The sequence below is a fragment of the Paludibaculum fermentans genome (assembly GCF_051172195.1).
Taxonomy (GTDB): Bacteria; Acidobacteriota; Terriglobia; order Bryobacterales; family Bryobacteraceae; genus Paludibaculum; species Paludibaculum fermentans_A.
Genome location: NZ_JBPJAQ010000001.1, coordinates 2,268,719 through 2,283,538, shown reverse-complemented (window position 1 = coordinate 2,283,538; position 14,820 = coordinate 2,268,719). Strand labels below are relative to the sequence as shown.

General features: G+C 59.5%; 7 protein-coding genes. All 7 read left to right on the top strand.

Going from position 1 to position 14,820, the window contains the following annotated elements; genetic code table 11:
- The first annotated feature begins 373 nt into the window (after window positions 1–373).
- The 7 genes from ACR9Y2_RS09190 (at window position 374) to ACR9Y2_RS09160 (ending at window position 14,808) form a co-directional block, all read left to right on the top strand.
- Window positions 374–1,918 (top strand): ArdC family protein, encoded by a 1,545-nt coding sequence (locus ACR9Y2_RS09190; RefSeq protein ID WP_435040838.1) that lies wholly within the window; start codon window positions 374–376, stop codon window positions 1,916–1,918.
- Window positions 1,919–1,932: 14 nt separating this feature from the next.
- Window positions 1,933–3,915: a type IV secretory system conjugative DNA transfer family protein gene (locus ACR9Y2_RS09185; RefSeq protein WP_435040836.1), complete on the top strand. Its 1,983-nt coding sequence runs from the start codon at window positions 1,933–1,935 to the stop codon at window positions 3,913–3,915.
- Window positions 3,916–3,918: 3 nt separating this feature from the next.
- Window positions 3,919–4,353, top strand: coding sequence for a single-stranded DNA-binding protein (locus ACR9Y2_RS09180; RefSeq protein ID WP_435040835.1), 435 nt, complete (start codon window positions 3,919–3,921; stop codon window positions 4,351–4,353).
- Window positions 4,292–4,882, top strand: a complete 591-nt coding sequence (gene traF / locus ACR9Y2_RS09175) for a conjugative transfer signal peptidase TraF (RefSeq protein ID WP_435040833.1) — start codon at window positions 4,292–4,294, stop codon at window positions 4,880–4,882. Before ACR9Y2_RS09180 ends, traF begins: the two co-directional genes overlap by 62 nt.
- Before the next feature lie 1,944 nt (window positions 4,883–6,826).
- Window positions 6,827–10,348 carry a helicase-related protein gene (locus tag ACR9Y2_RS09170; protein WP_435040832.1) on the top strand — a complete coding sequence of 1,174 codons (3,522 nt, stop codon included), beginning with the start codon at window positions 6,827–6,829 and terminating at the stop codon, window positions 10,346–10,348.
- Window positions 10,345–11,985: an ATP-binding protein gene (locus tag ACR9Y2_RS09165; protein WP_435040830.1), complete on the top strand. Its 1,641-nt coding sequence runs from the start codon at window positions 10,345–10,347 to the stop codon at window positions 11,983–11,985. The genes ACR9Y2_RS09170 and ACR9Y2_RS09165 overlap by 4 nt, the downstream gene beginning before the upstream one ends.
- Before the next feature lie 123 nt (window positions 11,986–12,108).
- Window positions 12,109–14,808 (top strand): DUF1156 domain-containing protein, encoded by a 2,700-nt coding sequence (locus ACR9Y2_RS09160; protein ID WP_435040829.1) that lies wholly within the window; start codon window positions 12,109–12,111, stop codon window positions 14,806–14,808.
- Window positions 14,809–14,820: the final 12 nt, after the last annotated feature.

Below are 14,820 nucleotides of genomic sequence, written 5' to 3'. Positions count from 1 at the left end.
ATCCAGGCGGCCCAACCCACTTCCGTTTTTGAGGGAACGAACCCACCTCGGGAAAACCCGGAATCCGTCGGACAGCCGCGCCTCCCCTCTCACCCCCATCGGCCAGTCGCCTGCCACAGACCCATGCCGGATTTTGAGGGAACGAACCTACCTGCGCCCCCTGGATCGACCATCTGTCACAGCTTCCCCCGATCGCGCCTTACCGGGTAGCACCACGCGAGCCGGGAGACACAAACATGAATTCAACCAGTCCGTACACGGATGAGCTCCAGGAGGTCGGGGGTGAGCCATTAGAAGGATCAGGCTTCGAAACCGAAGACCCTGCGACTGAAGAGGGCTTTGCCGGCGCTTCGCAAGAGGAGGGCTCTGACCAATGAAACCCCACGAGCAGCCCGGCTGTACACCATCAGTAAAGCGGGACCATCGACAGGAAGTCACCGACTCGATTGTGAAGATGCTCGAAGACGGCGTCGCCCCTTGGCAGAAGCCCTGGGAATCGGCGGGCATGCCGATCAACCCGACAACGGACAAGGCGTACCGGGGCGGCAATGCGATCCATCTGATTGCCACGGGGTTGGCCCGCGGTTACGAGGATCCCCGCTGGATGACCTATAAGCAGGCGGCTGAGAAAGGCTGGCAGGTCCGCCAGGGCGAAAAGGGAACCCATGTCGAATTCTGGGAGGTCAAGACCAGGCAGGAAGCGAAGAGCCCGGAACCGGCGAAGCAGGGCGACGAAGAACAGGGCAAAGAGAACCGGAGCCGTCTCATTCATCGCGTCTATACGGTATTCAATGCCAAACAGATTGACGGGGTGCCGGCGTTTGTCCGCGAACGGCCGTCGACGTTTGAGGCCGTTCAAAGAGGCGAGCAGATCCTAACGAATTCTGGAGCGAAGATCGCCCATGACCAGCGTGACCACGCCTTCTATCGGCCCACGACCGACAGCATCCATCTCCCGGCGAAAGAAGCGTTCAAAGACGCGCCAGGCTACTACGGGACCGCGCTTCACGAGCTGGCACACTGGACCGGACATTCATCTCGGCTGAACCGGGCCACACTGAACGATTCCTACCGTTTCGGCGACCTGAACTACGCGAAGGAGGAGCTTCGCGCGGAGCTGGCAAGTGTGTTCATCGCCGTTGAGGTCGGCCTGCCACACAACCCTGCGAACCATGCGGCGTACGTTGGGTCCTGGATCAAGGCGCTCAAAGAGGATAAGAATGAGATCTTCCGCGCTGCCCACGATGCCTCCGCTGCAGCAGACTTCGTCCTCACCTTGGAACGCGAAGCGTCCAGAGCCGAGTCGCTGGAAGTGAGCGCAGCGGCCTCAACCGGAATTGAGGCCGCGCAAGACGTCCGGAATGAAGTCGAGATTCTTGAACAGGACCGCGACTTAGCCGGATCACGCGACGCTGAAGCATCGACCGTGAGTGCGCCGGCACCACTCAGTGATGCAGAGCGCGAGAGTACTCGTTTCGTAGCCCGCTTGGAATCGCAATCCGGAACCATCGCTGTTCGGGATAAAACCCAGGAGACGGACCGGCATACACCTGTAGAGATCTCCTCCTCGCAGAACGGCCCTATTCAGGCAGAGGGCAAGACGCCTGGGAACCACGCCCACGGCGGCTTGAGCAGTTCCTACGCATCGGCGAAGCAGATTGCCGTCGAGAAGTTGGGGGACTCCGCGCGAACGTTTACCGCCCAGACAGAGAGTGGCAACTATCGAGGCGAGATCATCGGTGAGACCGCGCTGCACGTCATTCAGAGGTTGTCGCCTCAGTCCGCGGTCGCCCACAGGAAACATCTGCTCCAATCTGTGCCGGAGGTTGGCGAAAACGTCGGCATCGCCTATGCCAACGGGCTTGGTTCGTGTAAGGCACTACGAGACAAGCCAAGAGAGAGGGAACTCGTTCGATGATGGCCCAGCCCGGCATGTATCGAACGCCACAGGATCCGGGAGGATTCCCGTTTGGCTACAACTGGAGGGCGACCGGCACGGGACTGATTCTGCTGGTCGGATTCAACTTCCTGGCAACGCAATACGTCGCCAACCGATTCCGATACCAAGCGGCGCTCGGGACGCCACTCCTGCGGACTCGTCAGACGGCGTTCTACCAGCCGTTCGCGTGGGTTGTCTGGGGCTATCGGAACTGCACCAGCCGCGATCCGCGTGTTCGCAAGCCACTCTTCGAGGGCGAAATGATTGTCCTCGGAGGCTGCGTCCTCTCGATGTTGGCGTTCTTCGTTGCGGCCAATCGGCAGGCTCGACGCCTCTCGGAGAATGCAGAGGACCTTCACGGTTCGGCGCGCTGGGCGACGCAAGCGGACATCGAGGCCACTGGCATCATGCGGTGCGACGGGGGTGTTTACGTTGGGGGCTGGTACAACGCTTCAACTCAAAGGTTGCGGTATCTGCGCCACAACGGACCTGAGCACGTTCTCGCCTTCGCGCCCACCAGGTCGGGCAAGGGCGTCGGTCTCGTCATTCCAACACTACTCGCGTGGGAAGAAAGTGCCGTCATCTATGACATCAAGGGTGAGAACTGGGCAAAGACAGCGGGCTTCCGGGCGAGCCGCGGTCAGCTCTGCTTCAAGTTCTCACCAGTGGAAGCGGAGTCGTCCGCCCGATTCAATCCATTGGCAGAGGTTCGATTGTTCACCCCGCGAGATGTCTCCGACGCTCAGAACATAGCCGACATGATCATCCGTAGCGGGGAAGACAGCCCGATGGAGCGCCATTGGGAGGACAGTGCAGCCTCGCTCACAACCGGAATGATCCTGCATGCCTGCTACGCCGCCGCCGCTGAAGATCGGACCGCTTGCCTGGCTGACCTGGCTGGGTTCTTCACCCGTCCCGGAATCGACTTCCGCGAGACGCTCAACGAGATGCTGAGCGCACCCCACGATGCCGAGTTCAGGTACGGTTGGCGCACGCCGGCAGGTCTCACCACTTCGACCCATCCCGTCGTCGCTGAGAAGGCGCAGGAGATGCTCGACAAAGAGAGCAAGGAGTTATCTGGTGTTCTTTCGACGGCGAAGACCGCGCTTTCTCTCTACAGCGACCCACTGGTCGCGCGGAATACGTCGGCGAGCGACTTCAGCATTAACGATCTCGTGAATGGCGAGAACCCGGTATCGCTCTACCTGGTCGTGCCGCCATCGGACAAGATCCGCCTCCGGCGCCTCATCCGGCTCATGTTCACCATGGTGGTAAACCGGCTGACCGAGCGCATGGCCTTCGACGGTGCGGAGCACAAGAAGAACAAGCATCGACTGCTGTTCCTGATCGACGAGTTCCCGAGTCTTAACCGGATGGAGATCTTCGCCGACGCTTTGTCCTACATGGCAGGCTATGGCCTGAAGGCCTACCTGATCACGCAGGACATCCGCCAGATCGTGGACGCTTACGGGCAGAACGAGAGCATCGTCTCAAACTGCCATGTGCGGATCGCCTTCGCGCCCAATCAAGTGGAGACGGCGGAACTGCTGTCAAAGATGACCGGAACGACCACTGTACAGAAAGCGAGCTTCAACTTCTCCGGATCGCGCTTCTCCCCTGTCATGTCCCACGTCAATGCCAGCGTGGACCACATCGAGCGGCCGCTCATGACGACCGACGAGATCATGCGGCTCCGGCCACCGAGGAAAGAGGGCAACGGAGAATCCGAGGTGATCACAGAGCCCGGAGACATGCTGATCTTCGTCTCGGGGCACTACCCGATTCTTGGCATGCAGATGTTGTATTTTGCGGATCCGGAACTGGCGCGCCGGGCGGCCATCCCCCCGCCAATTGGAGGGCACGGCCCAAGAGTCCCGCAGCGACCAACCAGGCTCGACGAGCCCGAGTTCATCGACGATGCCGATGCCACGACAAGCATGGAGAGAGGGTTTATCGAGGAATTACGGAGGCCCTAGCAAATGCAGAAGAACAGAATCGAACTTGCTGGCTACCTGGCAGCGAAGCCTGAGCTTCGCTACCTTCCATCGGGAACCAAGGTCGCGAACGTCCGTATCGGCGAAACGTACCGCTTCATTGGACAAGACGGAAAGCCGCAGTCCCACACAAACTGGCACAGCCTTGTTTTCTACAACGAGATTGCCGACGTAGCCATGACGTACGAGCAGGGCGAGAATATCCACATCGAAGGCAGCATTCAGCAAAGGAAGTTCAAGCCCGCGGACGGCGCAACCCGGACCGTCCACGAAGTCCACGTCAAGGCGTGCCACATCATTGCATCCGCAAGGATCTCCCCGGAGTCCATCCAGTGCGGAGACACGATGGCTCTGTCGAATGTGGTGCAAGATTCAGGAGGCAACCACCATGACGAGACATGGCCTGTGGCACCGGCTTAGGAGCACCAATCTTCGAATCGCAGCCCGGATCGGAGTCGTGGCGCTCTCCATCTGCGCCGGGTCTCTGGCCCTTCTGGGTGCACTTGGGATCCGCATCAATGCTTCGCCCTCACTCCCGTTGGGACTATACATAGTGACGTCAGATCTGAAGGCATCATTGGTGGAGTTCTGCCCAGCGGAACCCTACGGTTCGCTCGCCGCCGCTCGTGGATATCGAACGAAGGGAAGCTGTCCGGATGGGGCCACACCGCTGATGAAGCCTGTTGTAGCTCGATCCGGAGACCGAGTCCAAGTAAGTGAACAGGGCTTATCAGTTAATGGCAAGTTGCTCCCCAATACGGCGCCCCGCGGAACCGATACCATGGGCCGGCCAATGCGCCAGTGGCCGGTTGGGAGCTACCGTGTCATGCCCGGCACAGTCTGGGTGGCCTCGTCCCACAATCCCCGAAGCTTCGACAGCCGCTACTTTGGCCCAATCGCCGTGTCGTCGATCAGAGGCCACTTGCAGCCTCTGGCAACAGAGCCGTGAAGCGCGAGACCCGTCCACAGGTTATCGTCTGGTTGTGCATGTCCGCCGCGGTCGGGGGGCTTGCCACTTTGGGGAGTGCGCCGCTACTAGCATTAACCACCGTCGTGCCTGCAATTTGGCTACTTCAGCCGTCGAGGCGCAGTGCGTATGTATCTGCTTGCTGCTATTACACTGCCGCCCTCTGGCCGGTACCGAGTGTTCTTCGCGCAATGCCAAATGAGAACCGTCCCGGAGAGTTCGTCTGCATCCTCATCTGGTGTTGCGCGGCCGCCCTCCTTTCGCTGCCTTGGGCACTAGCTTGGAATAAGGACCGTCGGCGAAGGTTATGGCTTACGCCCCTTGCGCAGGTGTTGAGCATCATTCCACCACTTGGCCTCATCGGCGTAGCGTGCCCGGTTTCTGCGGCTGGGCTGATGCTTCCCGGCACTGGATGGCTGGGCATAGCCCTAGTACTGATTCTTCCAGCTGCACTATCAGGTTGGCCGCGAGCCACCACTCTCGGATTCGTTCTGGGCATCGCCGTGGTCAATCTTCGGTACGAAGGGGTGCCTCAAGCGCCCAAGACCTGGGAGGGAATCAATACGCGTCGAGGACCTGCCGAAGGTGTCGTTCAAGAGTACAAGGTGATCCAAGAAGTGCTCAGTCAGGCGCAGCAATCGAACGCAGCTGTCATCGTTTTTCCAGAATCAGCGGTAGAGAGGTGGGCGCACGACTCGGACGTCTATTGGCGTGAGCCCCTCGCTCGCCTTCGCGCCAGCGGGAAGACCGTTCTGCTCGGTTCCACCGTCGAATTTCCTTCATCCAACAGCACCTTTCAACCCCATGACCTTGATGTCGCAATAGAGGCTCTAAGCGGAGATCGAGGCCGGGGCGCGCGAACCGTCTCGGTGGCGGAGCGACACTATCGAAACATAGTCCTAGTTCGAGGGGAGCAATCCGGATTTCTTGATCAGCGAGTTCCCGTGCCGATTGGCATGTGGAACCCTTTCTCCGGCTTTGGGGTACCACTGAGCCTAACCGGACCGGCAACCATCGAGATAGAGGGGCAGATAGTCGCAATCCTGATATGTTACGAGCAACTCCTGGCGTGGCCCATCCTCACCTCTGTGGTCCAAAAGCCTACGGTCATCGTTGGGATCGCTAACACTTACGGACTACAGAAGACCCCGATCTCTTGCCTACAGGATCTCTACCTGCGTGCATGGGCCCAGCTTTTCGAGCTACCTACTATCACTGCATCAAATCGCTAGTCTTTCTATCCGAGGGGCTCAACGAGACCGATCAATCCGCGAATGGAATCATGGGCTACCGGCGATGGATCTGCTTCGCCAGCAGCTCGACTTGGTGAAGCTGACTGAGAATCGTCTGTTCTCGATCATTCGGAACGACGGATGCTAAGGAAGACATGGGTCGGTTCCTTTCCGGCGCGAACGACGAATCGTGATGATTTCGAGCACCTCCCGCTCGGTCAGGAGCCACCACGTCCGGCGCGCAAGCAGTCAGGGCCCGGCGCATGCCCGCCGGGAGTGCGGCCTTGACTGCGAGCACCGGCGTGCAAATTTGGGGAGCAGCGGAAGGGCGGTGGAGTGACAGGCTGGACGCCGGCCGGGTCACGCTCCACTGAAGCATCAGAGACCTCCCCATGCCCCCGGAATCTGATATTGCGAGGCCACAATACGCTGAGAACTCCGCAGCCATGGATTGTCGGAGTCGGCTGGCATACCGTGCGGGAAACCTGTTCTGTGGTGCCACTCCTCGGCGGATTGGCACTACTCAAAGCCTGACCACGGAGGCAGGGTCTCGTCATCCTCAAGGAGGTCGTCGTACCTTACCGCACTGGACGCAATGTAAGGTAATCCTACTAATTGCGCACCCGGCCGCACAAAGTAATATCATGAGCATTCGGTCGAATTCTCGAATAGATGCAGAGACCGCAGCCCACCTATGGCCAAGCTCGAAGATCTCACGCGCGGAGCCGCTGTTAAGGGAATCCTGCCCGATTGCCTCGTTACGGTAATTGACGTCAAGTGGTACGGTTCTGCCGCAATTGAGCTTACCTACAAAGACCCCGCCGGTAAGCCAAGCGTGGTGCTCCTTTACCGGGATCGCGAACCTACTCTTGAGATTGGGGAGGCAGGTCGGCCGTGGAGTTTCGATGGCGACGGGAAGCTATTTCGTCTGGTTTCTGAGGCACACCGGATCAATCTCGCGCACTTGTTTGATCCCCTCCTCGCCATCCACACGTCGATGGTCGATCCTCTGCCGCACCAGATCACAGCCGTGTATGGCGAGATGCTGCCGCGACAACCGCTCCGCTTTCTGTTGGCCGACGACCCTGGCGCCGGCAAAACGATCATGGCCGGCCTCCTAATCAAAGAACTGCTGATCCGCGGCGACCTCCATCGCTGTATGATCGTGTGTCCCGGCAATCTCGCAGAGCAATGGCAGGACGAGCTCTACCAGCGATTCCAGCTTCCCTTCGAGATCCTGACAAACGACAAGCTCGAATCAGCGCGCACCGGCAACTGGTTCGCCGAGAATCCGATGGCCATTTGCCGCCTGGACAAGCTGAGCCGGAATGAGGACGTGCAGGCGAAGCTGGCCAACACCGATTGGGATCTGGTGGTGTGCGACGAAGCACACAAGATGTCGGCTACTTACTTTGGCAATGAGGTCAAATACACCAAGCGATATCGCCTTGGCCAACTCCTCGGCCAACTCACGCGACATCTGTTGCTCATGACGGCCACGCCGCATAACGGCAAGCCCGAGGATTTTCAACTGTTCCTCGCGCTGCTGGACAGCGACCGCTTCGAAGGTCGAGCGCGCGACGGTGTGCACACCGTTGATGTCTCTGATCTCATGCGCCGGCTGGTGAAAGAGCAACTCCTCCAGTTCGATGGCCGACCGCTCTTTCCTGAGCGGCGGGCATACACTGTCAGCTACAAGCTTTCTGATGCAGAAGCAGTCTTGTACAAGAGCGTCACCGACTACGTCCGCGAGGAGTTCAACCGGGCAGATTCGCTCGAGAACGATGGCCGCAAGGGGACGGTCGGATTCGCGCTGACCATCCTGCAGCGGCGTCTCGCATCTTCACCCGAAGCTATTCTGCAATCCCTTCGGCGCCGGCGCGAGCGGCTCGAGCGGCGCCTACGCGAAGAACAGATTCTCAAGCGTGGAGCGGTGCTTCAGGATACCGGCGCACTGGGATTGCCCAGCCTCACTGACGAAGACATCGACGATCTGGAAGACGCACCTGACGAAGAGGTTGAGCAAACCGAAGAAGCTGTCGTCGACCAAGCGACAGCGGCTCGCACGATCGCTGAACTCCAAGCCGAGATCGAGATCCTCAGGAGTCTCGAGGGACTAGCCCTCAAAGTGCGCCGCAGCGGAACGGACAAGAAGTGGGAAGAATTGTCGGCCCTGCTCCAAAATGAGGCAGAGATGTTCGATGCGCAGGGCCACCGTCGAAAGATGGTTATTTTCAGTGAGCACCGCGACACGTTGAACTATCTGACGGAACGACTCCGGGCGCTCCTCGGTGCTCCCGAGGCGCTAGTCACAGTCCACGGTGGCATGGGCCGCGAGGAGCGAACGAAAGCCCAGGAAGCATTCAAGCAGGACAAGGACGTTCTCATCCTTCTGGCTACTGATGCCGCCGGTGAAGGCATCAACCTCCAGCGTGCTCATCTGATGGTCAACTATGACCTGCCCTGGAACCCGAACCGTCTCGAACAGCGGTTCGGGCGCATTCACCGCATCGGACAGACCGAAGTCTGCCACCTCTGGAATCTGCTGGCGGAAGAGACGCGGGAGGGCGATGTCTACAAGCGGCTCCTGGAAAAAATCGAGCTGGAGCGGGAAGCCCTGGGTGGAGGAGTCTTCGATATCCTCGGACAGCTTTTCCGCGAACAGCGGCTCCGCGACCTGCTCATTGAGGCTATCCGGTACGGTGACCGGCCCGAGGTCAAGGCCCGCCTGCACCAGATCGTCGACAACCTGACCGACCGCAAGCACTGCCAGGAACTGTTGGAAGAGCGTGCACTGGCCAAGGACAGCATGGATGCCTCCCAGGTCCAACGCATCCGCGAGGACATGGAGCGGGGCGAGGCACGGCGCCTGCAACCGCATTTCATTGAATCATTCTTCCTGGAGGCCTTCCGACTGTTGGGTGGCTCGATCAAAGAACGCGAAGCACGACGCTACGAAATCACTCACGTCCCCGCACTAGTCCGCCAGCGGGACCGCCTGATCGGTACCGGTGAGCCAGTGCTGGGCAAGTATGAGCGGATTACTTTCGAGAAGTCCCTGCGCGCGGTTCCCGGCCAACCGCTGGCCACCTTCGTCTGTCCCGGCCAGCCACTCCTCGGGGCGACGATCGATCTCATCTTGGAGCGCCATCGAGACCTCCTGAAACGCGGCACGATGCTGGTGGACCCAGACGATCCTGGTGAAGCAGTCCGCGCGCTCTTCTACCTGGAGCACACTATCCAGGACGGCCGCACCGACAAGGCTGGTAACCGCCGCGTGGTCTCTCGGCAATTGCAGTTTGTTGAGACGGATGCCACAGGCACCACCACAAACGCCGGCTACGCTCCTTACCTGGACTATCGGCCTGCGACACAGGAAGAACGGACCTGTCTGACCATAACGCTGGAATCTCTCGGCTGGCTGCAGGGCGACCTGGAGTCGGTGGTTGTCGGCCACGCAATCACGGACATTGTCCCGAAGCATCTCGAAGAGGTTCGGAATCGCCGGGAGGATCTGGTAACCAGGACCATGGCTGCCGTGAAGGACCGGCTGACTAAAGAGATCACGTATTGGGATCATCGCGCGAACCAGCTCAAGGATCAGGAACTGGCCGGCAAGACGAACGCAAAGATCAATTCGGGGAAGGCCCGCCAGCGGGCCGATGAGTTGCAAGCCCGTCTGCAGAGGCGAATGGCGGAACTTGAATTGGAGCGACAGATCTCCCCTCTGCCCCCGGTGTCCATCGGCGGGTCGCTGGTGGTTCCCGTTGGGCTGCTCAAGAAGCTGCTGCCGTCCTCCGATCAGCCCTGGGCGGCCGACGAAGCTGCATCGTCGGAGGCCCGTAAGAGAATGGAGCTGCTTGCGATGCGGATGGTGATGGATGCCGAGCGGCAGCTTGGCAACCAACCCCGGGACGTCAGTGCTGAGAAGTGCGGATACGACATAGAATCGAAGGTTCCGACGGACGGCAAGCTCCGATTCATCGAGGTGAAGGGACGTGTCGCCGGCGCCATCACGGTGACGGTCACGCGGAATGAAATCCTAACGGCGCTCAACAAGCCGGACGACTTCGTCCTCGCCATTGGCCAAGTGGATGATGGGCAGCAGAAGCTCGTCTATATCCGCCAGCCCTTCCAACAGGAACCCGATTTCGCGGTGGAGAGCATCAACTACAACCTGCACGAACTTCTCAGCCGCGGGGAGGCACCCGCATGAGTGCAACCCTTGACGAACTGGATGCCTGGCTCTCCGAACCGGAAGGGGAGCGGTTGGAGTTCAAAGAAGCCAAGTCGAACTTCCACTTCGAGACACTGGCTAAATACTGCGCAGCGCTGGCCAATGAAGGCGGTGGCAAGATCATATTCGGTGTCACCGACCGGCGACCTCGGCGGGTTGTAGGCTCCACCGCGTTTGCCGAACCGGGCGGAACAGTTGCCAGTCTGGTCAACCGGCTCGGAATCCACGTAACGTTCGACGAAATCCTGCATGCGAACGGCCGGGTGCTGGTGTTCCATGTTCCGCCCAGGTTGGTGGGTGTGCCCATCCAATATGATGGCGTGTACTGGTCGCGAGCGGGTGACGAACTACGGCCGTATTCTGCGGATCGGCTGCGCAGGGTGTTTCAGGAATCCGGACCGGATTTCTCCTCTGAGCTGCATCCCGATGCCGTCCTCGACGATTTGGACCCGGCTCTGATCGAGCGCTTCCGTGAGATGTGGATGCGCAAGTCGGGCAATGCCGCCTTGTCGAGCATGACGCCCCGTCAGTTGCTAGAAGACGCGGAACTGGCGGCCGGCGAAAGGATTACGAATGCCGCACTGGTCCTGCTGGGAACGCGCCCGGCGCTGGGAAGACGGCTGGCCCAGGCGGAATTGGTCTTTGAGTATCGAAGTAGCGAGGCTTCGATCCCCTTCCAACAGCGAATCGAGTTCCGTTTCGGGTTCCTGGGGTACTTGGACGAGTTGTGGAACACGATCAATCTTCGCAACGAGGTGCTCCAGTACCGGGAAGGGTTCTTTGTGGGGAACATTCCCGCCTTCAATGAGGCAGTGGTGCGCGAAGCCGTTCTCAATGCACTCGCGCATCGGGATTACCGGCTGCCTGGTTCCATCTTTGTTCGCCAGTACCCTCGGCGCCTCGAAATCGTTAGCCCTGGTGGCTTCCCACCGGGCATCACCGCCGCGAACCTGCTCTGGCGGCAGTCGCCTCGAAATCGGAGGATTGCTGACGCTTGTGCGAAGTGCGGACTTGTGGAACGATCCGGCCAGGGCGCCAACAGGATGTTCGAGGAGTCCATCAAGGAAGGAAAGCCGAGACCGGACTTCAAGGGGACGGATGACTACCAGGTTGAGTTGACCCTGCGTGGCGAGATTCAGAATCCTGCCTTCCTGGGGTTTCTCCAAAAGATCGGGGCTGAACGTCTGGCCACGTTTGGCACCAGGGACCTGCTTGCGTTGGATGCCGTCCAACGTGAAGAGCCGCTGCCGGAAGACCTGAAAGAGCGACTGCCGCACCTCCTGGATCAGGGCATTATTGAACGGATCGGTCACGGACGCGGTGTGCGGTTCATTCTCTCGCGCAAGTTCCACTCCTTTCTCGGGCAGCATGGTGCCTACACGCGGCGGAAAGGCCTCGATCGGGAGACGAACAAGGCTTTGCTTTGCCGGCACATCCAGGAGAACCAGGAGGCCGGAAGTGCCTTTCGTGACCTAGAGCAGGTGTTGCCGGCGCTGTCCCGCAACCAGGTGCAGAAGCTCCTCCAGGAATTGAAGGCAGAGGGCCGAATCCGGCTGACTGGATTGAAGAGAGGTGGCCGGTGGTTTCCAGGGGGCCCGAGTTATGCGCCGGAATAAACTCGTTTGGCGCAAAACGGCGCAAAAGGGGCAAGGTAGCGCTTGTGTTTTCAAGGACTTATATGCATCATCTTTCAGGCCAATCGTGCTTGCCGGGTGCAAAGAAGGTAGTGAAGAGACGCGATGAAGAAGAAACTGATTGAAGTCGCGTTGCCGCTGGAAGCGATCAACAAGGAGTCGGCCCGGGAGAAGTCGATCCGGCATGGGCACCCTTCAACGTTGCATCTCTGGTGGGCGCGACGGCCTCTTGCGGCATGCCGGGCGGTCCTGTTCGCCTCGCTGGTAGATGACCCTTCGAGCCTTCCCGAGCAGTTCCCGACCGAAGCCGACCAAGACCGAGAGCGGCAGCGGCTTTTCCGGCTGATCGAGAGACTCGTGCTGTGGGAGAACTCGAACAACCGCGCAGTGCTGGATGAGGCGCATGCGGAGATCTTGAAATCCACGGGTGGACATCCGCCCGCAATCTACGATCCTTTCTGTGGAGGTGGGTCGATTCCGCTCGAGGCCCAGCGACTTGGGCTGGAGGCGCACGGCAGCGATTTGAACCCAGTCGCGGTCCTAATCACAAAGGCGCTCATCGAGATCCCGCCGAAGTTCGCTGGCCAGCCGCCGGTGAATCCAGCTGCGAAGGCGAAACTAAGCGGGAAGGGCATGTGGACCGGTGCCCGCGGGTTGGCGGATGACGTGCGCTACTACGGTCAGTGGATGCGCGATCGGGCGTTCGAACGTATCGGACATCTTTACCCCAAGGTGGAGGTGCCCATGGAACAGGGAGGAGGAGAAGCGACGGTCATTGCACGGCTCTGGGTTCGAACTGTTGTCTGCCCAAATCCGGCATGTGGAGCCCGGATGCCAATGTTGCGGTCCTTTGAGCTTTCCAACAAAGCATCCAAGAAAGCCTGGGTTGAGCCGGTCATTGATCACGCTTTGAAGCGGGTTCGATTTGAGATAGGGTCAGGTCAAGGGTCCCCCCCTGGCGGAACCAAGCTCAGAGGTCGAAGCACTTGCCTGTTCTGCGGGAACACCATTAGCGACGCCCAATTGAGGGAACAGGCACGGAATCACGGTGCAGACCCAATTCCTCTTGCGACAGTAGCCGAAGGCAAGCGCGGGAGAGTCTACCTGCGTTCTCCAGAGATCGAGGAACTTCAAGAAGTGGCCCCTGCTACTCCCTGGTTGAGTCAGCCGTTGCCTGGCAACGCACGGTGGTTTTCGCCCCCCGGGTATGGATTGCTGACGTACCGCGATCTGTTCAGCTCACGCCAATGCCTCACTCTTACAACCCTTGGGAAGCTCGTTACCGAGGCTCACAGTCAAGCAGTCGCTGATGGAGCAGATCCTGAGCGTGCAGATGCAATCTCGACTTACCTTGCGTTTGCGCTCTCCAAGATGGCGGACCGTGGTTCCACAATCTGCACTTGGGGCATCCAACGCGAATCAGTGCAACACACCTTCGCCCGTCAGGCAATCCCAATGACATGGGACTTCGTCGAGATCAACCCCTTTCTCGCCGGCACAGGCACGTTGGAAGGCTCAGTGGCCTGGACTGCAGAGAGCCTCGACTGTGCCCCAGCCTGCGTAAGGAAGAAAGGAGTGGCGACTCAATTGGATGCACGCGACGCGGGACAGCCAGGCTATGCGTTCTCAACTGATCCGCCCTACTATGACAACATTGGTTATGCTGACCTCTCTGACTTCTTCTATGTCTGGCTGAGGCACTCCATTGGTAGCATCTACCCAGATTTATTCAGCACGTTGTTGACACCAAAAGTGCAGGAATTGGTTGCCACCCCATACCGTTTCGAAGGGAGTGAAGAAAAAGCCCGGGCTAACTTCGAGGACGGCTTCAGCAGGGCCTTCTCGAACATTCGCGCTGCACAGGATTCCAAGTACCCACTCACCCTCTACTACGCCTTCAAACAGTCGGAATCGGAAGAGAGTTCTGACGAAAACGCAGCAGTCGCTTCCACGGGGTGGGAGACGATGTTGGAGGGACTCCTGAAATCGGAATTTCAGGTCACTGGAACTTGGCCCATGCGCAGCGAATGGACGCACCGACAGATCGCGAGTGGCACCAATGCGCTCGCCTCGTCCATCGTACTTGTCTGCCGTCCGCGAGCGGAATCTGCGCCGATTACAACGCGCAAGGACTTTCTCTTCTCACTGAAGAAAGAACTTCCGCATGCCCTGCGCAACCTGCAAAAAGGCAACATCGCACCTGTCGACTTGGCGCAAGCCGCCATTGGGCCGGGCATGGCAGTTTTCTCCCGGTACAAAAAGGTCCTCGAAACCGATGGCTCGCAAATGCGTGTTCGGACAGCGTTGGCGCTCATCAATCAGGGCCTGGACGAAGTCCTGTCCGAACAGGAGAGTGAATTCGATCCAGATACCCGCTGGGCGTTAGCATGGTTTGAACAGCACCAGTTCGACGAGGGTCTGTATGGCGAAGCCGAAGTGCTGGCAACTGCGAAGGCACTCAGTCTCCTTGGCTTGGCAGAGGCCGGAATCCTCCACTCCCGCGCCGGTAAGGTGCGGTTGCTTCGACGAGAAGAGCTTCCGACGGACTGGGATCCGGCATCCGACAAACGCTTGACAGTTTGGGAGGTGACGCAGCATTTGATCCGCCGCCTTGAGAAGCAGGGCGAGTCGGAGGCCGCTAACTTGAAAGCCCAAATCGGCGGGATGGCCGAGATCGCTCGCGACCTCGCCTATCGTCTCTACACGCTGTGTGAGCGGAAGGGCTGGGCGGAGGAGGCGGGCTACTACAACAGCCTCGTGGTCGCATGGCCATCCATGGCCTCAGAAGCATTTGAGCTAAGGTAGGAGGCTGTCGAG

Bases quoted from the DNA above. Each gene is read 5' to 3' on its own strand.
- ACR9Y2_RS09190 (WP_435040838.1), top strand. From the start codon at position 374: ATGAAACCCCACGAGCAGCCCGGCTGTACACCATCAGTAAAGCGGGAC.
- ACR9Y2_RS09185 (WP_435040836.1), top strand. From the start codon at position 1,933: ATGTATCGAACGCCACAGGATCCGGGAGGATTCCCGTTTGGCTACAAC.
- ACR9Y2_RS09180 (WP_435040835.1), top strand. From the start codon at position 3,919: ATGCAGAAGAACAGAATCGAACTTGCTGGCTACCTGGCAGCGAAGCCT.
- traF (WP_435040833.1), top strand. From the start codon at position 4,292: ATGTGGTGCAAGATTCAGGAGGCAACCACCATGACGAGACATGGCCTG.
- ACR9Y2_RS09170 (WP_435040832.1), top strand. From the start codon at position 6,827: ATGGCCAAGCTCGAAGATCTCACGCGCGGAGCCGCTGTTAAGGGAATC.
- ACR9Y2_RS09165 (WP_435040830.1), top strand. From the start codon at position 10,345: ATGAGTGCAACCCTTGACGAACTGGATGCCTGGCTCTCCGAACCGGAA.
- ACR9Y2_RS09160 (WP_435040829.1), top strand. From the start codon at position 12,109: ATGAAGAAGAAACTGATTGAAGTCGCGTTGCCGCTGGAAGCGATCAAC.